Source organism: Methylobacterium sp. HMF5984, from assembly GCF_045033435.1.
Classification (GTDB): domain Bacteria; phylum Pseudomonadota; class Alphaproteobacteria; order Rhizobiales; family Beijerinckiaceae; genus Methylobacterium.
The window spans coordinates 4,438,986-4,459,632 of sequence record NZ_JBJFLN010000001.1 but is presented as its reverse complement, the minus strand read 5'-3'; the positions used below and the strand labels follow the sequence as shown (position 1 = coordinate 4,459,632).

General features: G+C 71.8%; 20 protein-coding genes. 5 read left to right on the top strand and 15 right to left on the bottom strand.

Translation table 11 applies throughout. The annotated features are described in order from the left end of the window. Nucleotides 1-24: 24 nt before the first annotated feature. The 6 genes from ACFZ8E_RS21595 to gap all read right to left on the bottom strand — a co-directional run bounded on the left by ACFZ8E_RS21595 (nucleotide 25) and on the right by gap (nucleotide 6,068). The gene (locus tag ACFZ8E_RS21595) at nucleotides 25-1,026 is read right to left on the bottom strand and encodes an SEL1-like repeat protein (protein ID WP_405043751.1); all 1,002 of its coding nucleotides are present in this window, start codon (nucleotides 1,024-1,026) and stop codon (nucleotides 25-27) included. A 32-nt stretch (nucleotides 1,027-1,058) separates the two neighbouring features. Next, complete coding sequence (locus tag ACFZ8E_RS21590; RefSeq protein ID WP_147728079.1) at nucleotides 1,059-1,709, bottom strand: thiamine phosphate synthase; 651 nt, start codon at nucleotides 1,707-1,709, stop codon at nucleotides 1,059-1,061. 282 nt (nucleotides 1,710-1,991) lie between these two features. Beyond that, nucleotides 1,992-3,062: a class II fructose-bisphosphate aldolase gene (fba, locus tag ACFZ8E_RS21585; protein ID WP_147860113.1), complete on the bottom strand. Its 1,071-nt coding sequence runs from the start codon at nucleotides 3,060-3,062 to the stop codon at nucleotides 1,992-1,994. Nucleotides 3,063-3,160: 98 nt separating this feature from the next. Next, on the bottom strand, nucleotides 3,161-4,363 hold the full coding sequence (locus tag ACFZ8E_RS21580) for a phosphoglycerate kinase (RefSeq protein ID WP_405043750.1): 1,203 nt from the start codon (nucleotides 4,361-4,363) through the stop codon (nucleotides 3,161-3,163). A 26-nt stretch (nucleotides 4,364-4,389) separates the two neighbouring features. Beyond that, on the bottom strand, nucleotides 4,390-4,917 hold the full coding sequence (locus ACFZ8E_RS21575; RefSeq protein ID WP_243951470.1) for a hypothetical protein: 528 nt from the start codon (nucleotides 4,915-4,917) through the stop codon (nucleotides 4,390-4,392). 143 nt (nucleotides 4,918-5,060) lie between these two features. Next, nucleotides 5,061-6,068, bottom strand: a complete 1,008-nt coding sequence (gene gap, locus ACFZ8E_RS21570) for a type I glyceraldehyde-3-phosphate dehydrogenase (RefSeq protein ID WP_147729605.1) — start codon at nucleotides 6,066-6,068, stop codon at nucleotides 5,061-5,063. A gap of 417 nt (nucleotides 6,069-6,485) precedes the next feature. On the opposite strand from gap, the gene ACFZ8E_RS21565 reads away from it, so the two are divergent. The 3 genes from ACFZ8E_RS21565 to ACFZ8E_RS21555 all read left to right on the top strand — a co-directional run bounded on the left by ACFZ8E_RS21565 (nucleotide 6,486) and on the right by ACFZ8E_RS21555 (nucleotide 8,570). After that, complete coding sequence (locus ACFZ8E_RS21565; RefSeq protein ID WP_147860338.1) at nucleotides 6,486-6,794, top strand: DUF4164 family protein; 309 nt, start codon at nucleotides 6,486-6,488, stop codon at nucleotides 6,792-6,794. A gap of 70 nt (nucleotides 6,795-6,864) precedes the next feature. Further along, nucleotides 6,865-7,251, top strand: a complete 387-nt coding sequence (locus ACFZ8E_RS21560; protein ID WP_405043749.1) for a cell division protein ZapA — start codon at nucleotides 6,865-6,867, stop codon at nucleotides 7,249-7,251. A gap of 98 nt (nucleotides 7,252-7,349) precedes the next feature. Further along, complete coding sequence (locus ACFZ8E_RS21555) at nucleotides 7,350-8,570, top strand: SMP-30/gluconolactonase/LRE family protein (protein WP_405043748.1); 1,221 nt, start codon at nucleotides 7,350-7,352, stop codon at nucleotides 8,568-8,570. Nucleotides 8,571-8,684: 114 nt separating this feature from the next. Here ACFZ8E_RS21555 and ACFZ8E_RS21550 read toward each other — a convergent pair whose 3' ends face one another. From ACFZ8E_RS21550 to ACFZ8E_RS21520, 7 genes are all read right to left on the bottom strand, one after another. Next, complete coding sequence (locus tag ACFZ8E_RS21550) at nucleotides 8,685-9,560, bottom strand: RNA polymerase factor sigma-32 (RefSeq protein ID WP_147728544.1); 876 nt, start codon at nucleotides 9,558-9,560, stop codon at nucleotides 8,685-8,687. 302 nt (nucleotides 9,561-9,862) lie between these two features. After that, a complete protein-coding gene (locus ACFZ8E_RS21545) occupies nucleotides 9,863-10,456 on the bottom strand; it encodes a CarD family transcriptional regulator (protein ID WP_147728545.1) in 594 nt (197 codons plus the stop codon). 441 nt (nucleotides 10,457-10,897) lie between these two features. Beyond that, on the bottom strand, nucleotides 10,898-11,236 hold the full coding sequence (gene fdxA, locus ACFZ8E_RS21540) for a ferredoxin FdxA (protein WP_147728546.1): 339 nt from the start codon (nucleotides 11,234-11,236) through the stop codon (nucleotides 10,898-10,900). 207 nt (nucleotides 11,237-11,443) lie between these two features. Beyond that, nucleotides 11,444-11,770: an RNA-binding S4 domain-containing protein gene (locus tag ACFZ8E_RS21535; RefSeq protein WP_405043747.1), complete on the bottom strand. Its 327-nt coding sequence runs from the start codon at nucleotides 11,768-11,770 to the stop codon at nucleotides 11,444-11,446. Between the two features lie 16 nt (nucleotides 11,771-11,786). After that, nucleotides 11,787-15,125, bottom strand: a complete 3,339-nt coding sequence (locus ACFZ8E_RS21530; protein WP_405043746.1) for a helicase-related protein — start codon at nucleotides 15,123-15,125, stop codon at nucleotides 11,787-11,789. Nucleotides 15,126-15,264: 139 nt separating this feature from the next. Further along, on the bottom strand, nucleotides 15,265-15,600 hold the full coding sequence (locus tag ACFZ8E_RS21525; protein ID WP_243951475.1) for a hypothetical protein: 336 nt from the start codon (nucleotides 15,598-15,600) through the stop codon (nucleotides 15,265-15,267). Between the two features lie 2 nt (nucleotides 15,601-15,602). After that, complete coding sequence (locus ACFZ8E_RS21520; RefSeq protein ID WP_405043745.1) at nucleotides 15,603-16,481, bottom strand: DUF3108 domain-containing protein; 879 nt, start codon at nucleotides 16,479-16,481, stop codon at nucleotides 15,603-15,605. Nucleotides 16,482-16,949: 468 nt separating this feature from the next. Between ACFZ8E_RS21520 and rpmB the strand changes: the two genes are divergently transcribed. After that, entirely contained in the window at nucleotides 16,950-17,261 is a 312-nt protein-coding gene (rpmB, locus tag ACFZ8E_RS21515; RefSeq protein WP_147728548.1) for a 50S ribosomal protein L28, read from the top strand. Nucleotides 17,262-17,289: 28 nt separating this feature from the next. Further along, entirely contained in the window at nucleotides 17,290-18,051 is a 762-nt protein-coding gene (locus tag ACFZ8E_RS21510) for a TraX family protein (protein ID WP_405043744.1), read from the top strand. Between the two features lie 4 nt (nucleotides 18,052-18,055). Here the strand turns inward: ACFZ8E_RS21510 and cobT are convergent, their stop codons facing one another. Together cobT and ACFZ8E_RS21500 are read right to left on the bottom strand one after the other, a co-directional pair. Beyond that, nucleotides 18,056-19,957 (bottom strand): cobaltochelatase subunit CobT, encoded by a 1,902-nt coding sequence (gene cobT / locus ACFZ8E_RS21505; protein ID WP_147844010.1) that lies wholly within the window; start codon nucleotides 19,955-19,957, stop codon nucleotides 18,056-18,058. Between the two features lie 5 nt (nucleotides 19,958-19,962). Beyond that, nucleotides 19,963-20,643 carry a DUF29 domain-containing protein gene (locus tag ACFZ8E_RS21500; RefSeq protein ID WP_405043743.1) on the bottom strand — a complete coding sequence of 227 codons (681 nt, stop codon included), beginning with the start codon at nucleotides 20,641-20,643 and terminating at the stop codon, nucleotides 19,963-19,965. Nucleotides 20,644-20,647: the final 4 nt, after the last annotated feature.

The following is a 20,647-nucleotide window of genomic DNA, read 5'->3' as shown; positions in this document are numbered from 1 at the left end:
GCGCCGCCGCCGGTCCGCGCGGGCTCAGCGCGCCTCGGACCGGTCGCCGGCCAGCCTTTCGGCGCGGGTGCGCTCGTCGGCGGTGAGCCCGGCGAGCGCCTGGTCGAGCCAGACATCCGACAGCCCCTGGCCGGCCGCCGTGAGGTTCCAGGCCGCGGCCTCGACCGGGTTCTTCGGCACGCCGCGCCCGGTGGCGTAAAGCCGTGCGACGCGGTTCTGGGCGATGGCGTTGCCGCGGGCGGCCGCGTGCAGGAAGTAGCGGGCGGCGCGTCCCTCGTCCTTTGGAAGGCCCTTGCCGTTGAACAGCAGGATCGCGAACTCGACCTCCCCGGCGAGGTCGCCGTTGTCGGCCGCCCGCCGGAACAGCTCGGCCGCCTTGGTCGCGTCCTGCGGCACGCCGCGGCCCTGCAGGTAGAGCACCCCGAGATCGTGCTGGGCCGGGCCGATCTCGCCGTCGGCGGCCTTGCGGAACATCGTCGCCGCCCGCGCCAGGTCGGCCTCGCTGCCGCTGCCGAGCAGCAGCAGCGCGAAGTTGTAGGCCGCGGTCGGCGAGCCGTGCTCGGCCGCCTGCTCCAGCCAGCGCCGGCCGGCCTTCGGGTCCTTGGGCACGCCGCGCCCGTCGAGGGACATCAGCCCGAGCGAGGACATCGCCCCGGGCTCGCCCTGCGCCGCGGCGAGGCGGTACCAGTCGGCGGCCTTCACCGGATCCGGCTTGATGCCGAGGCCCTGGTTGTACAACTCGCCGAGCAGCGTCATCGCCGCCGCGTCCTTGCGGTCGGCCTCGATCCGCTTCGTCGCCTCCCGGAACGCGGTCACGTACTGCCCGCGCTGATAGGCGCCGTAGGCGAAGTCCGGCGTGCGGTCGGTCGGCGGCGGGCGGGCGCCGCCGGAATAGCCGATGGTGTAGGGGGTCGGCAGCTCGCGCATCGGCGGCTTCACCGGATCGGTGCCCGGCGTCTTGGCCGGCTCGACCGTGCCGGGGGACGCGACGGCGGGGCCGCCGGCGGAGACGGCCCCCCCGGCCATGAGCAGTGCGAATCCGAGGGCGCGGAATCGCCTCACGACGCGACCTCCGACAGCGACGTCTGCAGCGTCGCGATGCGTGCGGGATCGTCCATCCACAGGCCGCTCTCCAGCCCGACGAACTCGGCGCCGGTGGCCGCGAGCCCGGCGATCTCGGTCTCGGCGCAGGCGACGCCGATGCAGGGGGTCTCGAAGATCTCGGCCCACCACGCGGTGCGCTCACGCACCGCCTCGGGTTCGGCGGCGACGCCGTCCGGGTAGAGGCCGCCGAACATCAAGTAGTCGATGCCCGCCTCGCCCGCATCCATCGCCGCGTGCCGGGTCTCGATCCCGCCGACGCCGAGGATCCGGCCGTCGCGCAGGCGCCCGCGCAGCTCCTGCAGCGTGCCGTCCTCGGGCTTGTCGACGTGGATGCCGTCGGCGCCGCCGCGGGCCGAGACGCTGACGAGGTCGCCCGGGAAGCCCGCCGCGGCGACGACCAGGGCCGCCCCAGCCGCCTGCACGGCGGGGGCGACGCGCTTGACCAGGGCGATCAGGCTGCGCTCGTCGGACGGCGCCAGCCGCAGGATCACCGCGGCCACGTCGCCGGCGCCGCAGGCGCGCTCGAGCGCGGGCAGCAGCGCGTCGACATGCTCGGGCCCGACGCGATGCGGCGTCAGCAGGGTGAGGCGGGGTGCGTCGGTCATGCGCCCTGATACCGCCGCGCAGCGCGTCGGGGAAGCGGAGAGGGACGTTTCAGGGGCTGCGAAGGCGATCGATCCCGACGTCCTGCGCAGACCTTGGCAGGCCCGCTCGTCATTCCGGGGCTGCGCGAAAGAGCTTGGAATCCGGAACCACAGGGCGCGATCGGTTCGGCTCCGTCGGCGGATCCGGATTCCGGGTTCGCCCTTCGGCGCCCCGGAATGACGGGTATGGGGCAATCGGGTGGAGGTGAACCCTCCGATCGCCTGGAACGAAGACGGGTCGCCTCAGTTCGCGGTGATCTTCGGGTCGAGCGAGCCGTTGGCGTAGCGCTTGGCCATGGCCGAGACCGAGATCGGGCGGATCTTCGAGCCCTGGCCGGCGGTGCCGAACTCCTCGAAGCGCTGCTTGCACAGCTTGGTCATCGCCTCCATGGCGGGCTTGAGGTACTTGCGCGGATCGAACTCGGACGGATTCTCGGCCAGCACCTTCCGGATCTGGCCGGTCAGCGCCATGCGGTTGTCGGTGTCGATGTTGATCTTGCGCACGCCGTGCTTGATCCCGCGCTGGATCTCGGCGACCGGCACGCCCCAGGTCGGCTTCATCTGGCCGCCGTATCGGTTGATGATGTCCTGCAGCTCCTGCGGCACCGAGGACGAGCCGTGCATCACGAGGTGGGTCGTCGGCAGGCGCCGATGGATCTCCTCGATGACGTTCATCGCGAGCACGTCGCCGTCGGGCTGGCGGGTGAACTTGTAGGCGCCGTGGCTGGTGCCCATCGCGACCGCGAGCGCGTCGACCTTCGTGGCGGCGACGAACTTCACCGCCTCGTCCGGGTCGGTGAGGAGCTGGTCGTGGCTGAGCACCCCTTCCGCGCCGTGGCCGTCCTCGGCCTCGCCCTCGCCACTCTCGAGGGAGCCGAGCACGCCGAGCTCGCCCTCCACCGAGACGCCGGCCCAGTGCGCCATCTCCGACACCTTGTGGGTGATGCCGACGTTGTAGGCGTAGTCGGCCGGGGTCTTGCCGTCGGCCTTGAGCGACCCGTCCATCATCACCGAGGTGAAGCCGTACTGGATCGCGGTGGCGCAGGTGGCCTCGTCGCTGCCGTGGTCGAGATGCATGCAGACGGGGATGTGCGGGTAGATCTCGACGAGCCCGTCGATGAGCTTGGCCAGGACGATGTCGTTGGCGTAGGCGCGGGCGCCCTTGCTCGCCTGCAGGATCACCGGGGAATCGGTGGCGTCGGCGGCCGCCATGATGGCGAGCCCCTGCTCCATATTGTTCATGTTGAAGGCCGGCACGCCGTAGCCGTACTCGGCGGCGTGATCGAGAAGCTGCCTCAACGTGATCCGCGCCATCGTCCGTGCTCCGTCTAAGCTCTGTTCGGGTCTGTGGGGGAAGAACGCCGCCACGGCACGCCTGGATCGCGTGGGGCGGCGCGAAATCGTTTCGCGGCTCAGTCCTTGGCGCGCAGCGCCTCGACGCCGGGCAGGGTCTTGCCCTCCAGCCATTCGAGGAAGGCGCCGCCGGCGGTCGAGATGTAGGAGAACCGCTCCGACACGCCGGCATGGTTCAGGGCGGCCACGGTATCGCCGCCGCCGGCGACCGAGACCAGCTTGCCGGCCGTGGTGCGCTCGGCCGCGTGCCGCGCCGCGGCGACCGTGGCGGCATCGAACGGCGTCATCTCGAAGGCACCGAGAGGGCCGTTCCAGACCAGGGTCGCGGCTTCGTCGATCGCCGCGTCGATCTCGGCGACCGATCTCGGGCCGGCGTCGAGGATCATGCCGCCCTCGGGCACCGCGTCGACGGGCACCGTCTCGTTGGCGGCATTCGCCTTGAACTCGGAGGCGACGACCGCGTCGACCGGCAGGATGATCCGGCATTTCGCGGACTCGGCCGCGGCCAGGATGCGCAGGGCGGTCTCGGCGAGGTCCTTCTCGCACAGCGACTTGCCGACCGCCTTGCCCTGCGCGTGCAGGAAGGTGTTGGCCATGCCGCCGCCGATCACCAGCATGTCGACCTTGGTGACGAGGTTCTCCAGCAGGTCGATCTTCGACGAGACCTTGGCGCCCCCGACGAGCGCGATCACCGGGCGCTTGGGCGCCTCGAGCCCCTTGGTCAGGGCATCGAGCTCGGCCTGCATCAGGCGTCCGGCATAGGCCGGCAGGCGGTGGGCGAGGCCTTCCGTCGAGGCGTGCGCCCGGTGGGCGGCCGAGAACGCCTCGTTGACGTAGACGTCGCCGTTCGCCGCGAGCGCGTCGGCGAAGGCCGCGTCGTTCTTCTCCTCGCCGGCGTGGTAGCGGGTGTTCTCCAGCAGCAGCACGTCGCCGTCCCGCATCGCGGCGACGGCGGTCGCGGCGGCCTCGCCGACGCAATCCTCGGCGAAGGCCACCGGGCTTCCGAGCTTGTCCGACAGGGTGGCGACGACGGGCCGGAGCGAGTCCTTGGCCTCGCGCTTGCCCTTCGGCCGGCCGAAATGGGCGAACAGCACGACCTTGCCGCCCTGGCCCGCGATCTCGCGGATCGTCGGCACCACGCGCTCGATCCGGGTCGCGTCGGTGACGCGGCCGGCCTCCATCGGGACGTTGAGGTCGACGCGGAGCAGGACGCGCTTGCCGGCGAGCGGGCCGGCATCGTCGAGGGTGCGGAAGGCGGTCATGCGGTCGGGCTCCGGTCGGCTTTCGGTCAGCGCGCGGGCGAAGGGGCGGGGGCGGGGGCCGGCGCCGCGGCGGTTGCGTTCGCGCGCGGCGGCAGCAGGCTGTCGAGGTTGAGCCGCTGCACGGCGATCATCAGCACGACGGTCAGCACGGCGGTGATGATCGCGGTGAGCACGAGGGCGCCGGTGCCGGGCAGGCGCCGCAGGCGCTCGGTCAGGCCGCGCATCTCCGAGCGGAGCGCCGCGAGGTCGGACTGGCGGGCCGCCTCGTTCATGCGGTTCGAGGCGCCCTCGACCTTGTCCTCGACCCGGGTCAGCAGCGACTCCGAGCGGGCGTACTTGTCCTCGATCCGTGAGGTCTTGTCCTCGATCCGCGCGAGCTGGTCGAACAGCTGGTTGGCGGCGATCGGCGTCGCGCCCGCCGGACCGGCGGCCGCGGGCTTGGCCTCGACGGGCTTGGCCTCGACAGGCCGGGTGTCGACGGGCCGGGTGTCGACGGGCGAAGTCGTCGTCGGGATGAAGTCCTGCCCGGTCGCGGTCTTGGGGGCGTCGGTCATTCGTCACGGACCCTTTCTCGTCTGCGGTTCGGAGGGCGGCCCGGCGGGGCGCGGCTTTTCGCGGATGGTCGGGCCGGGTCGCGAAACCGCCGGCCCGCGGGGTGTCCGCGAGCCGGCCGGGGGAGACGGATCAGATCGGCTCGTCAGATCAGCTTGGCCATCGCCACGGCCGTGTCGGCCATGCGGTTCGAGAAGCCCCACTCGTTGTCGTACCAGGCGAGGATGCGCACGAAGGTGCCGTCCATGACCTTGGTCTGGTCGAGGTGGAAGGTCGACGAGTGCGGGTCGTGGTTGAAGTCGATCGAGACGTTGGGCTGGTCGGTGTAGGCCAGCACGCCCTTGAGCGGGCCGTCGGCCGCCGCCACGATCGCCGCGTTGATCTCCTCGACGGAGGTGGCGCGCTTGGCGGTGAACACGAGGTCGACCGCCGAGACGTTCGGGGTCGGCACGCGGATCGAGGTGCCGTCGAGCTTGCCCTTCAGCTCCGGCAGCACGAGGCCGACGGCCTTGGCGGCGCCGGTCGAGGTCGGGATCATCGAGAGCGCGGCGGCGCGGGCCCGGTACAGATCCTTGTGCATCTGGTCGAGCGAGGGCTGGTCGTTGGTGTAGGAGTGGATCGTGGTCATGAAGCCGCGCTCGATCCCGACGAGGTCGTTGAGGACCTTCGCCACCGGCACGAGGCAGTTGGTGGTGCACGAGGCGTTCGAGATCACGTGGTGATCGGCCGTCAGCTTGTCGTGGTTGACGCCGTAGACCACCGTCAGGTCGGCGCCGTCGGCGGGCGCCGAGACGATGACGCGCTTGGCGCCGGCATCCAGGTGGGCCTTGGCCTTGTCCTTCGAGGTGAAGATGCCGGTGCACTCGAGCGCGATGTCGACGCCGAGCTCGCGGTGCGGCAGCTCGGCCGGGTTGCGCACGGCGGTGACGCGGATGCGGTTGCCGTCGACGATGATGGACTCGCCGTCGACCACCACCTTGGCGTTGAACCGGCCGTGGATCGAGTCGAAGCGCAGCAGGTGCGCGTTGGTCTCGACCGGCCCGAGGTCGTTGATCGCCACGACCTCGATGTCCTTGCGGCCGGCCTCGTGGATCGCGCGCAGAACGTTGCGGCCGATGCGCCCGAACCCGTTGATGGCAACCTTCACCGTCACGGCGTGACTCCTTCGCGAGATGAGGCGCCGACCTGCGGGCGCCGTTCGATGGTACCGGAACGGCGCGTCGGCCGTCCGGTGCTGCGGCCGGCTCTATGAACCGCCGAATTGAACCAGGGATGAACCGACGCGAGGCCCGGGCACAGGTCGCCGGGGACCATCCGTGAGACGGACGATGCGGGCGAGGGCCTCTTGACTGGCACGGGTCGGGTATCCGGACAAAGCGCGCGCGAGAACCGGCCAGGCGCGTGCGGCGGGTCTCTAACATGGTGCCCCGGGCTGTCAAAGCGAAGGACGGGGACCGCCTGTGCGAAGTCCTGACAATCCGGGCGGCCTGACCGCACTGGATTTGGCTGGGCGTCGGCGGCGGATTCGGCTGGAAATCCATCGCGGCATGGGGGAAACCTGCCGGCAGACATGAGCGATGCCGCAAGCCCCCCGACCGACCCGACCGGCGATCCGACCGGCGACGCCCTGCGCAGGCTCGACGCGGCGCTGCTGCAACTCGAGGCTGCGGTCGCCCGCCGGCTCGAGGCCGAGGCCAACCCCGACGACGTCGCGGCGGAGCGCGCGATCATGGCCGAGGACCGGGCCCGCCTCGCCGCGGCGCTCGACGCCGCGAGCGCGCGCCTCGCCGAGGTCGAGGCCGCCGCCGACACGGTCGGCCGCCGGCTGGATCGGGCGATCGGCACCGTCGAGACCGTGCTCGCCCGCCCGGACCCTTGACCGGGCGGCGCGCACGCGCCCAATCCGCCGACGTCCCGATTTCCTCGTCCTCGGCCGACCTGCAGCACGCATGCCCCAGATCAGCGTCACCATCGACGGCAAGAGCTACCGCATGGCCTGCGGCGAGGGCGAGGAGGCGCATCTGGCGGCGCTCGCCGCCGACCTCGGCGCGCGGGTCGCCGACATGCGCAAGGCCTTCGGCGAGATCGGCGACATGCGCCTGCAGGTGATGGCGGCGCTGACCATCTCCGACGAGGTGTCGGAGCTGAAGCACCGGCTCGCGGTGGCGGAGGCCGAGGCCGAGCGGCTGCGCGCCGAGGCGGCCGCGTCACAGGCGGTCGAGGCGGATCGGTCGGCCCGCGTCTCCGACGGCGTGTCGCGGGCCGCCGAGCGGATCGAGCGGATGGCCCGCACCCTCGCCGCCACCGCCGGGCCGGCGGGCGCCGACCATCGCTGATCGTCCCGGAACGATGCCGGTCCGATGAAGCTTGGCGGGCTCCGGCTGCGTTGACCGGGCTGATGCGGCGCGTCCGTCGCCCCGAAAAAAGGCTCTCCATGACCATGACGATCACCGGCATCCGCGCGCGCCTCGTGCTCGGCAGCGCCCTCCTTGCCGGAACCGCGCTCTCCGGCGCCGCCGTGGCGCAGGAAACGGTCGCGTCCCAGCCCGGCACCGCGCCGGCGCTGACCAAGGTGGCGAGCTTCGAGCATCAGGTCACCGGCGTCACCGTCGGAAAGGACGGGCGCATCTTCGTCAACTTCCCGCGCTGGACCGAGGATACCGCGATCTCGGTCGCCGAGCTGAAGGACGGCAAGCTGACGCCGTTCCCCGATGCCGAGTGGAATGCGTGGCGCAACGCGAAGAAGGACGAGGTCGACGCGCGCAACCACTGGATCTGCGTGCAGAGCGTGGTCGCCGACCCGAAGGGCAACGTCTGGGTGCTCGATCCGGCCGCCCCCGCGATGGCGGCGGTGGTCAAGGACGGGCCGAAGCTCGTCGAGATCGACCTGAGCACCAACAAGCCCGCCCGCACCATCGCCTTCGACGAGACGGTGGCGCCCCAGGGCTCGTACCTGAACGACGTGCGCTTCTCGCCCGACGGCAAGACCGCCTACCTCACCGATTCCGGCGCGAGCGGCGCCCTGGTCGTGGTCGACCTCGACAGCGGCAAGGCCCGTCGCCTGCTCGACGGCGACCCGACCACCATGCCCGACAAGAGCGTGACCGTGACCTACGACGGCAAGCCCCTGCGCCGGCCCGACGGGCGCGGCGTCGAGTTCGCGGCCGACGGCATCGCGCTCTCGCCCGACGGCAAGACGCTCTACTGGCAGGCGATCAAGGGCAAGACGCTCTACAGCCTCCCGACCGACGCGCTGACCGGGTGGTTGACGTCTTCGGTGGTGCCGAGCGCGCTCACCGACAAGAGCCTGTCGGGCAAGGTCGAGACGGTGGGCGAGAACGGCCCCGCCGACGGCCTGATCATCAGCCGGCACGACGGCCGGATGTACGTCAGCGCGCCGGAGGAGAACGCAGTGAAGGTCCGCGACCTGTCCGCCAAGGGCGGGAAGCCGACGGTGCTGATCCAGGATCCGCGCCTGCGCTGGCCCGACACCTTCTCCGAGGCGCCGGACGGCACCATCCTGTTCACGACCTCGCACATTCAGGACTCGGCCTTCTACAAGCCCGACGCCCCGGCGGCCCTGCCGACCGAGCTGTGGAGCATCAAGCCGGGCCCGGTGGACGCCACCGGCTCGACGGGCACGTCAACGAAGTAGGGGGCGACGCTCTCCCTCCCCCCGCAGAGGGGGAGGGAAGACGGGACGTCGTGAAAACGACAAAGGCCCGCCCATCCGGTCGGGCCTTTGTCGTCACCGATGCGGAGAGGCGTCCTACCCGGCGTAGGCGGCGCCGGTCGTCTGCGGGAAGCGGTCGGCCAGGGCCCGGCGGAGCTTCTCCAGGGCGCGGTTCTCGATCTGGCGGACGCGCTCCTTGGAGATGCCGAGGCGATGCCCGAGGGCTTCCAGCGTGGCCTGATCCTCGGCGAGGCGGCGCTCGCGCAGGATGCGCAACTCGCGCTCGGACAGGACGGTCAGCGCCTGCTGCAGCCAGAGATGGCGGCGCTCGCCGTCGACCGTGGCGGTCACGGTCTCGTCGGGCAGCGCCGCGCCGTCGACGAGGAAGTCCATGCGCTCGGACGAGGCCTCGCTCTCCTCGCCGACCGAGGCGTTGAGCGACATGTCGGGGCCGGACAGGCGGGCGTCCATTAACGCCACGTCCTCGCGGGAGACGCCGATGGCGGTGGCGATGCGGCGGTGGATCTCGTCGCCGACGCGCTCCTCGGTCGATTGCATCAGGCGTGCGCGCAGCCGCCGCAGGTTGAAGAACAGCGCCTTCTGCGCCGAGCTGGTGCCGCCGCGTACGATCGACCAGTTGCGCAGGATGTAGTCCTGGATCGAGGCCCTGATCCACCATGTCGCGTAGGTCGAGAACCGCACCTCGCGCTCCGGCTCGAACCGGGCGGCGGCCTCCATCAGGCCGACATGGCCTTCCTGGACGAGGTCGGCCATCGGCAGGCCGTAATGCCGGAAGCGACCGGCCAGCGCGATCACGAGGCGCATGTGCGCCGAGATCAGCTTGTGGAGGGCGCGCTCGTCGCGCTCGTCCTTCCAGCTCACCGCCAGCCCGCGTTCCTCGTCCCGCTGGAGGAACGGCGCTTCCATCGCGGTGCGAATGAACTGCCGACGAATTCCCGCGATTTCCGCCATGCCGCCTGCCTCTTCCTTCCGAGCGCTGCTGCGGCCTCGGCCGCGTCCTGCGGAGGCACCGGTCCGACCGGGCGTCCACGCAAGGCACCGAACAACGGGAGGGCGAAGGCGAAGGTTCCGCCGGCGATCCAACAGGGCCGAGGATGTCCGGTTCCGTCGGACGCACGATTGCGCGATCGAAGGTTACCCGACCACCGCTCCATCGAGCGGGCGACGGTACGGACGAAAAAGCCCGGCGCTCGCGCGCCGGGCCTGATCGGGATGGGACGGGGCCGGAACGATCCCGGCCGGTCGGCGCGCCCTCAGGCGGCCTCTTCCTGGATGGCCTCGTCGCCGTCGGCCTCGGCTTCCGCCTCCGCTTCGGCCTTGCCGCGACGGGGCGACTTCTGCAGGCTCTGGTCGATCAGCTTGAGCGCCTCGGTCTCGGTGATCCGGTTGACGGTCGAGATCTCGCGCACGATCCGGTCGAGGGCGGCCTCGTAGAGCTGGCGCTCGCTGTAGGACTGCTCGGGCTGGGCCTCCGAGCGGTACAGGTCGCGCACCACCTCGGTGACCGAGAGCAGGTCGCCGGAATTGATCTTGGCCTCGTATTCCTGGGCGCGGCGCGACCACATCGTCCGCTTGACGCGGGCACGGCCGGTCAGCACGTCCAGGGCCTTCTTCACCAGTTCCGGCTCGGCAAGCTTGCGCATGCCGACGCTGTTGGCCTTCGCGGTCGGCACGCGCAGGACCATCTTGTCCTTCTCGAAGGAGACGACGAACAGCTCGAGCTTGTAGCCGGCGATCTCCTGCTCCTCGATCGCGGTGATGCGGCCGACGCCGTGGGCGGGATAGACCACCGCCTCGCCGGTCTTGAATCCCTGGCGGCCCGTCGTCGGCTTCTTGGCTGTTGTCATGCGAGAAGGGCCTCCAGAACAAAGCGCGGGGGGTTGCAAGCACCCGCGTGACCATGTCTTTCCGGGGTGGGACACCCGGCTTCAACCGCCCGACCGACGCCGCCGACCGGATCGGTCGGGAAGGCGAAAGCTCCCAGGCGCAGCCGTGCGCAGCCCATGATAGAACGGCCGCCGAAGGCGAAGCCTCCAGCAGTCGAGCGCGTGCCACCTGTTATCCTGGACGATCCGGAATTCGCGTTTTTGGACGCGACAGGCAGCACGTCAGGCGCGAGCGACGGCAGGCGGATTGTGTATCACAAATCAACCGTCGAATCAAAGCAGCGCGACGCGCTCCCGACGGTTCGACACCGTCCGAAGCACGTTATGCACGGTTTGGCTGAGGCCGGGACCGAGCCGGCAAGGCAACCGCGGCATCGAGGCCGCGGGCCGATGCTGGGGTGATCAGTCGCCGGTGCCGGGGGCGGCGGAGAAGTGCGCCTCGAACTTGCCGGCCACGCCGTCCCACTCTTTGGCGTCGCCGGGAGCGTCCTTCTTCTGGGTGATGTTCGGCCAGTCCTTGGCGTAGTCGGCGTTGACCTTCAGCCAGGTCTCGAGGTTCGGCTCGGTGTCCGGCTTGATCGCCTCGGCCGGACATTCCGGCTCGCAGACGCCGCAATCGATGCACTCGTCGGGATGGATGACGAGCATGTTCTCGCCTTCGTAGAAGCAGTCCACCGGGCAGACTTCCACGCAGTCCATGTACTTGCACTTGATGCAATTGTCGGTGACGACGTAGGTCATGGTGCGATTTTCGTCCTCGATCCGCGCTGGCCGCATCCGCGGTCGCCGGGGGCTCGAACGGTCTCGCGGGCGGGCGAGGACGCGTTCGGCTTGCGTGTCGACGGGCCTTGGGTCGGCCCTTGGATGGCAAGGGCTCTAGCCCCTGCCAAGGGGGCTGACAAGCGCACCCATGCCGCAACCGGCCCGCGGTGCCGGAGTGTGGCTTGTCTACACTGATTCCAGGGGCGGCTCGGGCTCGGAAACCGATCGGGCCTGCGCCGCTTCGTCGCCGGCCGACAGGTCCGCATACAATCGCCGGGCGACCTCGGCCGAGCCGCGTCGAGTCCCGAGATCGACGACGCGCACGATGATCGTGGCGTGGGCGGCGGCCACCGTCAGCACGTCGCCGACGGCCAGGCCCTTCGCCGGCAGCGTGGTCCGGGTTCCGTTGAGGCGGACGTGGCCGTCCTCGACGAGGCGGGCGGCGAGCGAGCGGGACTTCGCCACCCGCGCGAACCACAGCCACTTGTCCAGCCGCTGCCGCCCTTCCTTCATGCGGACCGGTGATGCCTCAGCGCTTGCCGCCTTCGCCGGATTCGAGCTGCGCCTTCAGGGCGGCGAGCTTGGCGAAGGGCGAATCAGGATCGGGCGCCCGCTCGCGGCGCGGGGGGCGCGCATCCGGCCGGGGGCCGGCATGGCGCGGCTCGTCGCGCCGGTCGGGCCGGGCGCCGGGCTCGAAGCGCTCGCGGCGCGGGCCGTCGTGGCGGCGCGGACCCTCCGGGCGGCCGCCCTCGGGCCGGGGTCCGTCCGGCCGCGGCGGCCGGTCGCGGCCCTCGGCCGCATGGGGGCGCGGCCGGTCGCGACCGCCGTCCCGGCGCGGCTCGCCCTCGCGGCGCTCGCCCTGGGGCGCGCCCGGGGCGCCGTCGCGGCCGCGGCCGGCACCGCGCGGGCGGTTCGGGCGCGGGTTGGCCTGGCGCTGGTGACGCTGCAGCGTCCACACCTCGATGGTCGCCGGCTCCTCGGCGACGGTGTCGGCGAGAAGCTCGGACGCGGCCTCGGCGGGAATCGCGTCGGCCGCCGGCGCGACGGCACCCTCGCCGACCGTCGGGGCCTCGGCCGTAGCCGCCTCGGTCGCCGGCGCCTCGGCGGGCTCGGCCGCCGTCGCCTCGACGCCTGCCCTGTCCGTCGCCGGTTCGGCGACGGCCTCCTCGGCGGGCGCTGCTTCCGCGACCGGCTCCTCGGCGGCAGGCGCCGCCTCGGGCTCGTGCGTTGCCTCGGGCTCGTGCGTTGCCTCGGGCGCGTCGCCGTGGACGGCCTCCGCATCCGGCGCGTTCGGCTCCGCCGGGTCCGAGACGGCCTCCGAGGTCGCCGCGTCGGCGGGCGCGGCCTCGGCGACCTCGGTCTCGGAGGCCGCCTCGGGCGTGGCTTCCGCGGCGGGGGCGGCGGGCTGGACCGGCGTCGTCGACGCGGCGGGGAGCAGCGGCACCGTGATCGCCGGGCCGGGCCGGGTCTCGGCGGCGTAGCCCAGCGAGGTGAGGATCGAGGCGAAGTCCTCGCCCGAGCAGCCGACCAGCGAGGTCATGCCGACGGTGGCGACGAACCCGTCCTTATCCGCGGTGCCGGGGGGCGGCGCGCCGGGCGTGGTGCCGGGGCGATAGGCGACCGCGGGGCGGATCAGGTCGGCGAGCCGCTCGAGGATGTCCACGCGGACGGCGCGCCCGCCGCAGACGCGGAAGCCGGCGGCGCGATAGAGCCCCTTGGCGATCTCGGGATCGACCTTGATCGAGGTGCGGCCGGAGCCGGCGAGATGCCCGATCTCGTCGAGGCCGCGCTGCTCGAGGCCGCCGTTCTGCAGGGCCCAGAGCTGGGCGGCCAGCGTCCGCGGCGCCGGCTTGAGCAGGGCCGGCAGGAACAGGTGGTAGGCGCCGAAGCGGACGCCGTGCCGGCGCAGCGCGCCGCGGCCGTCCTGGTCGAGCGTGCGCATCTCCTGCGCCACGCGGGCGCGCTCCAGCACGCCGAGCGCCTCGACGACCTGGAAGCCGATGCCCTTGGCGAGGCCCGTGAGGTCGGCGGCGGTCTCGATCTCGATCAGCGGGCCGAGCAGGCGCGTCACGTGCGCCTTCAGCCAGGCGTCGAGGCGCGCCACCACCTTCTCGCGGGCGGGGCCGGCGAGCGCCTCGTCGGCAAGCAGGCGGATCTGGGGCGCGAAGATCTTGTCGCCGGGGGCGAGCTTGGCCACCGGCGCGCCGGTCCAGCGGATCACGCCGTCGTGGCTCAGCACCAGCGAGGCGTCGGCGGCTGCGGCGAAGCGCTCGGCGCGGGCCTCGATCTCGCCGGCGAGGCCCTTCTCGGCGGCGCTGCGGAGCGTCTTGGCCTCGTGGCCCTCGGCGCTGGCATCGGGCACGAACAGGAAGCCGTGGAGGTGGCCGACATGTTGACCCTCGACGGTCACGTCACCGTCGGGGGTAATCTGGGCTTCGAGCATCGTGTTCTCTCTCAGGCGCCGCATCAGGACGCTGGTGCGCCGATCGACGAAGCGGCTCGCGAGGCGTTCGTGCAGGGCGTCGGACAGCCTGTCCTCTACCCGACGCGTCTCGCCCTGCCAATGTTCCGGATCGCGAAGCCAATCGGGGCGGTTGGCGACGAAGGTCCAGGTGCGCCCGTGGGCGATCCGGCGCGACAGGGTCTCGATGTCGCCGTCGGTGCGGTCGATCATCGCCACCTGCTCGGCGAACCAGGTGTCGGGGATACGACCGGCCATGCCCTTCATCAGGAAGCGGTAGAGCTCGGCCACGAGGTCGGCATGCACCTGCGGGTGGACCTTGCGGTAGTCCGGCACGCCGCAGACGTCCCACAGGCGGCGCACCGCGGACTGGCTCCGCGACAGGTCGCGGATGTCGTCCTCCTTCATCAGGATCTCGAGGGCCTGCTGGTCCTCGCCCATCGGCGCCCGCGTCAGGCCCTGCTCGCTCGGATGCACGTCGAGGCTCGCCTGCAGCGCCTCGAGGGAGCCGTAGTCGAGGTCCGGGTTGCGCCATTGCAGGATGCGCAAGGGGTCGAAATCGTGGTTCTCCAGCCGCTCGATCATCTCGGGCTCGAACGGGCGGCAGCGCCCGGTCGAGCCGAAGGTGCCGTCCGAGAGGTGGCGCCCGGCGCGGCCCGCGATCTGCCCGAGCTCGGCGGGCGTCAGCTTGCGGAAGCGGGTCCCGTCGTACTTCCAGGTGGCGGCGAAGGCGACGTGGTCGACGTCGAGGTTGAGGCCCATCCCGACGGCGTCGGTGGCGACGAGATAGTCGACGTCGCCGGACTGGTAGAGCTCGACCTGCGCGTTGCGGGTGCGCGGCGAGAGCGCGCCGAGCACCACGGCGGCGCCGCCGCGCTGGCGCCGGATCAGCTCGGCGATGGCGTAGACCTCCTCGGCCGAGAACGCGACGATCGCGGTGCGCCGCGGCATCCGCCCGAGCTTCTTCTCGCCGGCATAGGTCAGCGTCGACAGGCGCGGGCGCGTGGTGGTGTGGACGTTGGGGATCAGCGCCTGCACCAGAGGCAGGATCGTCGAGGAGCCGATCAGCAGGGTCTCCTCGCGGCCGCGCTGGTTCAGCAGGCGGTCGGTGAAGACGTGGCCGCGGTCCATGTCGGCGGAGAGCTGGATCTCGTCGATCGCCACGAAGGCGACGTCGAGGTCGCGCGGCATCGCCTCGATGGTGGAGATCCAGTAGCGCGGCCGGTCCGGCTTGATCTTCTCCTCGCCGGTGACCAGCGCGACCTTGTCGACGCCGACGCGGGCCACGACCCGCAGGTAGACCTCGCGGGCGAGCAGCCGCAGCGGCAGGCCGATCATCCCGGTGGGATGGGCCAGCATGCGCTCGATCGCCAGGTGCGTCTTGCCGGTGTTGGTCGGCCCCAGCACCGCCGTGACCCCGCGCGCGCGGGCCGAGGGCGGAAGGGAGCGGCGGTGCTGGAGGATCGGAGCAATCCCTTCGGCGCTGGGAGCCGCACGGCGCGGGACGCCGGGTGGCGACGGGCCCCGCCCCGGAAGGGCGAGATCGTCAGTCGGCCGACGGCCGGCGCCGGAACGAGCGCTCATATGGGGCGCTTCCGGGCGCTCCGCCAAGGCCGTAAGCCGATCCGTCGCGATCCGGGATGCCGTAGAGCTCGATCCGCGTCGGCGGCTGCCCGGTCTCGATGTCGGCGCAGAGCGTGTCCGGCACGGCGGTGAGCGGCCCGCGCCGCCGTCCGCGACCCTCCGTCACCTCGGCCGAGGAGTAGGCGTTTCCGCCGCAGGGGCTGGCACCGGCCTCCAGCGGCGCGGCCGCGGCCCGGCGCGGGCCGGATGCGAGGAGCGCGAAGGCCGCCAGGATCGTCGCGAGCGCGGCGCCGCGCATCCTCAGCGGCTCGCGAGGCTGCCGGTGGTGGCCGGCGCCTCGGCGGTGGCCGCGCCGCGCACCCAGCGGGTCGCCTCGATGATGTTGGTGCCCACCAGGGTGCGCACCGAGATGCGCATCGGCACCAGCATCCGCGTGCCCTCGACCGGCGCGAGCCAGACCGACATGTCGCGGTTCTCCTCCATGAAGCGCACCCCGGGCCGGTCCGGCCGGTGGCCGGCGACCGCCTGGTAGCGGGCGTTGCAGACCAGCACCGGGCCGGAATAGCCCGGCTTCTCCACCGCCCGCGTCTCGCCGTAGCTCAGGACCACGTTGAAGCGGGTCGCGCCGTCGAAGACCGGCAGCGTGCGGTTGCAATTGTCCGGGTTGGTCAGGTCGCCGGAGGCCTGGGCCGGCATCAGCAGGGCGCTGGCGGGGTCCATGATCCCGCGCTTGTTGGCGGGCGTCACCGGCACGCGGTCGTCCATGTCGACCAGCGGCGGCGTGACCTCGGACTGGGTGACGTTGCCGTGGGCGAGCGCCATGCGCACGGCGATCCCCGAATTGGCGGTCCGCGTCGCGATCGAGAAGGTGTTGGGCTGCGGCGCGGCGGCAATGATCCCGGCGGAGCGGGCCGAGCCTTGGCCGCCGGTGATCGCGCCGACGAGACCGGTCAGCGTCGCCGAGACGTCGACGCGGTACTTCGCGTTCTCGAAGGTGCCGGCGAGCCGCGCGGTGCCGATCGACAGGCCGGCGAGCGCGATGCCGTAATCGACGGCGATGCTGGCGGGCGCGGCCTTGCGCTCCCGCGCCTCGGCCGGCAAGAGGGCGCCGGCGCCGAGGGCGGCGGCGAGAACGAGGCGCATCAGTGGGAAGGCGCTGCGGTGGGGGCGGGCGCTCATGGTCCGAATCGCATCCTCACGAGGTCGTCCGGGCACCGGCCCCGACGACGCGGAGCCCCGGGGCTGCCCAGGCGACGGTTATCCGAGCCGCATGGTTAACAGGCCGTTCCGCGCGCGCCCAGGGCTCCTGGCTGCCGGGCCGGCGGGTCGCCGCAGGGCCGAGGCGGCGTCGCCCGCGCAAGCCTTCCCGCCTCCGCGCTTGGACCCTCGGCCGTTCCGTGCTCATATCGATCGTGCGACGGCACGCGCCGCGACGCCGGCGGCGTCGTGCGCGTCCGCAGGCGCCCCCAATCCGGGCGCCCGGTCGGGTTTTGCCTTGACGGTCCCGGGCCGTCTCGCCTATAGGCCGCCACTCAGACACGACTGCGCGAGACCTGGAACGACGTTCGGGTGGGGCCGCGCAGGCGGCGCATCCGGCCCGGGAGGGCGGGTCCGCATCGCCCAGGAACGAGACAGGATAGCGTTATCATGGCACGCCGCTGCGAACTCACCGGCAAGGCCGTTCAGGTCGGTCACCTCGTGAGCCATTCGAACCGTAAGACGAAGTGCCGGTTCCTGCCGAACCTCTGCAACGTCACGCTGACCTCGGACGCGCTGAACCGCCGCGTGCGCCTGCGCGTCACCGCGCACGCGCTCCGCTCGGTCGAGCACCGCGGCGGCCTCGACGCCTTCCTCGTGAAGGCGCACGAGGTCGAGCTGTCGCAGACGGCCAAGCTCCTCAAGCGCGAGATCCACAAGAAGCTCGGCGAGACCGCGGCTCCGGACGCCGTCGCCGCCTGAAGCGGTCGCCTCCGGGCGATGTGAGATCATGAACCGCCGCATGGACCCCCATGCCGGCGGTTTTTTCGTGCCCGCCGCGTCGTTCGCCGGCGCGCCCCTCGATGCGATCAAGGGGGCCGCCGCCGTGCTGATGGTCGGCGACCACGTCGACACCATCCTGCTCGACGGCCACGCCGTCGCCCTGTGGCGGCTCGGGCGGATCGCCTTCCCGCTGTTCTGCGTGGTGTCCGTGCTGCACATCCTGCGCGGCGCCGATTCCGGCCGCTACGGGCTGGCGCTGCTCGCCCTCGCGGTGCCGACGCCGGCGATCTACGCCGCCGCCTTCCCCTTCGGCACGACCGAGGGGTCGATCCTGTTCACCCTGGCGGCGGGCATCGCGTTCGCGACCGCGCTCGAGAGGGGACGCCCTCCGCTACGCCACGCGGCCCTGGCGCTCGGCCTCGCCGTGGTGTTCCTCGCCCCCGCGCTCGCCAAGACGGCGGTGGATTTCGGCTTGGCCGGCATCCTACTGCCGGCGGCGATCCTTCTCGCGCTGCGCGAACCGCGCGCCTACGGCGTCTGGCTCGTCGCCGCGATCGTCGGGCTGAACTGGCACGGCTGGCACCCGCGGGGCGAGGCCGCGTCCCTCTCGGCGCTCGCCGACGCCGCGACGATCGGGATCGGCGTCCCCCTGATCCTGCTCGCCGCCCTCCGGCTGCGCGGCCGACCGCGCTTCCTGCCGCCCTACGCGCTGCAGGCGTTCTACCCGGGGCACCTCGCCGTGCTGATCGCCCTGCGGGCGCTGGCCTGAGGCATCAGCGCCGGCGTCCGCCGGCGGCGCGCATCGGGGCGCGGCCGCCGGCATCCTCCTCGAACAGCTCGGCGAGCTTTTCCGTCATCGCGCCGCCGAGCTCCTCGGCGTCGATGATCGTGACCGCGCGACGGTAGTAGCGGGTCACGTCGTGGCCGATGCCGATGGCCAGCAGCTCCACCGGCGAGCGCTGCTCGATCTCCTCGATCATCCAGCGCAGGTGGCGCTCGAGATAGTTGCCGGCGTTGACCGACAGCGTCGAGTCGTCGACCGGCGCGCCGTCCGAGATCACCATCATGATCTTGCGCTGCTCGGGCCGGGCCAGGATGCGCTTGTGCGCCCAGTCCAGCGCCTCGCCGTCGATGTTCTCCTTGAGCAGGCCCTCACGCATCATCAGCCCGAGATTCTTGCGCGCCCGGCGCCAGGGCGCGTCGGCGCTCTTGTAGACGATGTGGCGCAGGTCGTTGAGGCGGCCCGGCGCGTTCGGCTTGCCGGCGGCGAGCCACGCCTCGCGCGACTGGCCGCCCTTCCAGGCGCGGGTGGTGAAGCCCAGGATCTCGACCTTCACGCCGCAGCGCTCGAGGGTGCGGGCCAGGATGTCGGCGCAGGTCGCCGCGACGGTGATCGGGCGCCCCCGCATCGAGCCGGAATTGTCGAGCAGCAGCGTCACCACGGTGTCGCGGAAGTTCGTGTCCTTCTCCTGCTTGAAGGACAGCGGCTGGAACGGGTCGATGACCACGCGCACCAGGCGCGCCGGGTCGATCTGGCCCTCCTCGAGGTCGAAGTCCCAGGCGCGGTTCTGCTGCGCCAGCAGCCGGCGCTGGAGGCGGTTGGCCAGCCGCCCGACCACGCCCTGGAGATGCGACAGCTGCTTGTCGAGGTAGCTGCGCAGCCGCGCCAGCTCCTCGGCGTCGCACAGGTCCTCGGCGTGGATCACCTCGTCGAACCTCGGATTGAACACCCGGTAGTCCGGCCCGCGCAGCTCGTTGGCGACCTTCGACGGCGGGCGCCAGGATTCGGAGGCCTCCTCCGATTCCGCGTCCTCGGATTCCTCGGGAAGCTCGCCGGACGGCGCGTCGGCCGCCTCCTGCGCGCCTTCCTCAATGTCGTCGGAGGCCTCCTCCGAGGTCTCGACCTCGGCGCGGTCGCCCTGGCTCTGCTCCTCGGCATCGCCCTCGCTCGGGGTCTGCTCGTCGTCCTGGGCCTCGTTCTCGTCGTCGTTCTCGTCGTCCTCGGGGTCGAACGGGGTCTCGTCGGCCATGTCGAGGGAGGAGAGCAGCTCGCGCACCGAGCGGCCGAACCCGCGCTGGTCCTCGATCGAGCCGATCAGCCCGTCGAGGTTCGGGCCGGCCTTGTCCTCGATGTGCGCGCGCCACAGCTCGACGATGCGCTTGGCGGCCTCCGGCGGCTTCTGGCCGGTCAGGCGCTCGCGCACCATCAGCGCGACGGCATCCTCCATCGGCGCGTCGGCGCGGTCGGTGATGGTCTCGTACTTGCCGCCGCGGTGGTAGCGGTCCTCCAGCATCGCGGAGATGTTGGTGGCGACGCCCGACATCCGCCGCGAGCCGATCGCCTCGACGCGGGCCTGCTCGACCGCGTCGAACACCGCGCGCGCCGCGGAATTCTCGGGCGCGAGCCGGCGGTGGACGGCGATGTCGTGGCAGCCCAGGCGCAGGGCCATGGCGTCGGCGTTGCCGCGGAGCACCGCGACGTCCCCGACCGTGAGCTTGCGCGGCGGCTCGGGCAGGCGCGCCTTGTCGCCGGTCAGCGCCGGCCGGTCGGTGGCGTAGGTGACCTCGACCTCGGAGCGCTTGGCGATGGCGCGCAGGCACCCGGCGACCGAGCGCTTCAGGGGCTCGGCGACCGGCTCGCGGCGCTCGCCCGGCTTGCGGTTGGAGATGGACATGGGTGCTACCGGTCGGCGTCGAGTTCGAAGGGGCGGTTCAGGATGTCGTCCGCGCTGTAGGGCTGCGTGTCGGTAAGATCGCTTTCCGGCATGTGTGCTTCGTCGGCACCCCACATCGCAGCATCGCGGTAGGCCTCGGTTGAAGCTTCCACCAACCGTGATCGCAATCTCGGACTGTCGCGGAATAGATATTCCATCCGCAGTCGCTGCTGGACGATCGTGTTCACGTGGTTCAGGTTACGGCGCTCCGAACGCTGGTCCCAGATCAGCATCTGCATCAGGAGGACCCGCAGGCACGCGACCAGCTGATCGTCCAACCGCATTGCGACGTCTTCGAGTTCCTCGGCGATGTTGTCGAGATCGAGGTCTGCCACCTTGCCGGCTCGCAGGAGGGCGATCTGCTCACCGACCCACGTGTAACGATCGTCCTCGTAGCGCGTTCGGCCGCTCGCTGCGGCCGGCGTAATCGCGGATGGTTCGATCCCACCCACGACCTCATCCTGAGGTGCGGCGTCAGCCGCCTCGAAGGAGCCCTCCAGGACCCGCCGCGATCGCTGGAGGGCTCCTTCGAGGCCTCCGCTTCGCTGCGGCGCCTCAGGATGAGGGAAGGGATGGGACGACGACCATCCACCATCCCCCTGCATGGCGGCATAGGCCGCGTCCGCCGTCGAGGCAGCCTGCGCCATGGAC

What these genes read in the sequence shown, in the direction of transcription:
- ACFZ8E_RS21595 (WP_405043751.1), bottom strand. Translation starts at nt 1,026, where the DNA reads ATGGCCGGGGGGGCCGTCTCCGCCGGCGGCCCCGCCGTCGCGTCCCCC.
- ACFZ8E_RS21590 (WP_147728079.1), bottom strand. Translation starts at nt 1,709, where the DNA reads ATGACCGACGCACCCCGCCTCACCCTGCTGACGCCGCATCGCGTCGGG.
- fba (WP_147860113.1), bottom strand. Translation starts at nt 3,062, where the DNA reads ATGGCGCGGATCACGTTGAGGCAGCTTCTCGATCACGCCGCCGAGTAC.
- ACFZ8E_RS21580 (WP_405043750.1), bottom strand. Translation starts at nt 4,363, where the DNA reads ATGACCGCCTTCCGCACCCTCGACGATGCCGGCCCGCTCGCCGGCAAG.
- ACFZ8E_RS21575 (WP_243951470.1), bottom strand. Translation starts at nt 4,917, where the DNA reads ATGACCGACGCCCCCAAGACCGCGACCGGGCAGGACTTCATCCCGACG.
- ACFZ8E_RS21565 (WP_147860338.1), top strand. Translation starts at nt 6,486, where the DNA reads ATGAGCGATGCCGCAAGCCCCCCGACCGACCCGACCGGCGATCCGACC.
- ACFZ8E_RS21560 (WP_405043749.1), top strand. Translation starts at nt 6,865, where the DNA reads ATGCCCCAGATCAGCGTCACCATCGACGGCAAGAGCTACCGCATGGCC.
- ACFZ8E_RS21555 (WP_405043748.1), top strand. Translation starts at nt 7,350, where the DNA reads ATGACCATGACGATCACCGGCATCCGCGCGCGCCTCGTGCTCGGCAGC.
- ACFZ8E_RS21550 (WP_147728544.1), bottom strand. Translation starts at nt 9,560, where the DNA reads ATGGCGGAAATCGCGGGAATTCGTCGGCAGTTCATTCGCACCGCGATG.
- ACFZ8E_RS21545 (WP_147728545.1), bottom strand. Translation starts at nt 10,456, where the DNA reads ATGACAACAGCCAAGAAGCCGACGACGGGCCGCCAGGGATTCAAGACC.
- fdxA (WP_147728546.1), bottom strand. Translation starts at nt 11,236, where the DNA reads ATGACCTACGTCGTCACCGACAATTGCATCAAGTGCAAGTACATGGAC.
- ACFZ8E_RS21535 (WP_405043747.1), bottom strand. Translation starts at nt 11,770, where the DNA reads ATGAAGGAAGGGCGGCAGCGGCTGGACAAGTGGCTGTGGTTCGCGCGG.
- ACFZ8E_RS21525 (WP_243951475.1), bottom strand. Translation starts at nt 15,600, where the DNA reads ATGCGCGGCGCCGCGCTCGCGACGATCCTGGCGGCCTTCGCGCTCCTC.
- ACFZ8E_RS21520 (WP_405043745.1), bottom strand. Translation starts at nt 16,481, where the DNA reads ATGAGCGCCCGCCCCCACCGCAGCGCCTTCCCACTGATGCGCCTCGTT.
- rpmB (WP_147728548.1), top strand. Translation starts at nt 16,950, where the DNA reads ATGGCACGCCGCTGCGAACTCACCGGCAAGGCCGTTCAGGTCGGTCAC.
- ACFZ8E_RS21510 (WP_405043744.1), top strand. Translation starts at nt 17,290, where the DNA reads ATGAACCGCCGCATGGACCCCCATGCCGGCGGTTTTTTCGTGCCCGCC.
- cobT (WP_147844010.1), bottom strand. Translation starts at nt 19,957, where the DNA reads ATGTCCATCTCCAACCGCAAGCCGGGCGAGCGCCGCGAGCCGGTCGCC.
- ACFZ8E_RS21500 (WP_405043743.1), bottom strand. Translation starts at nt 20,643, where the DNA reads ATGGCGCAGGCTGCCTCGACGGCGGACGCGGCCTATGCCGCCATGCAG.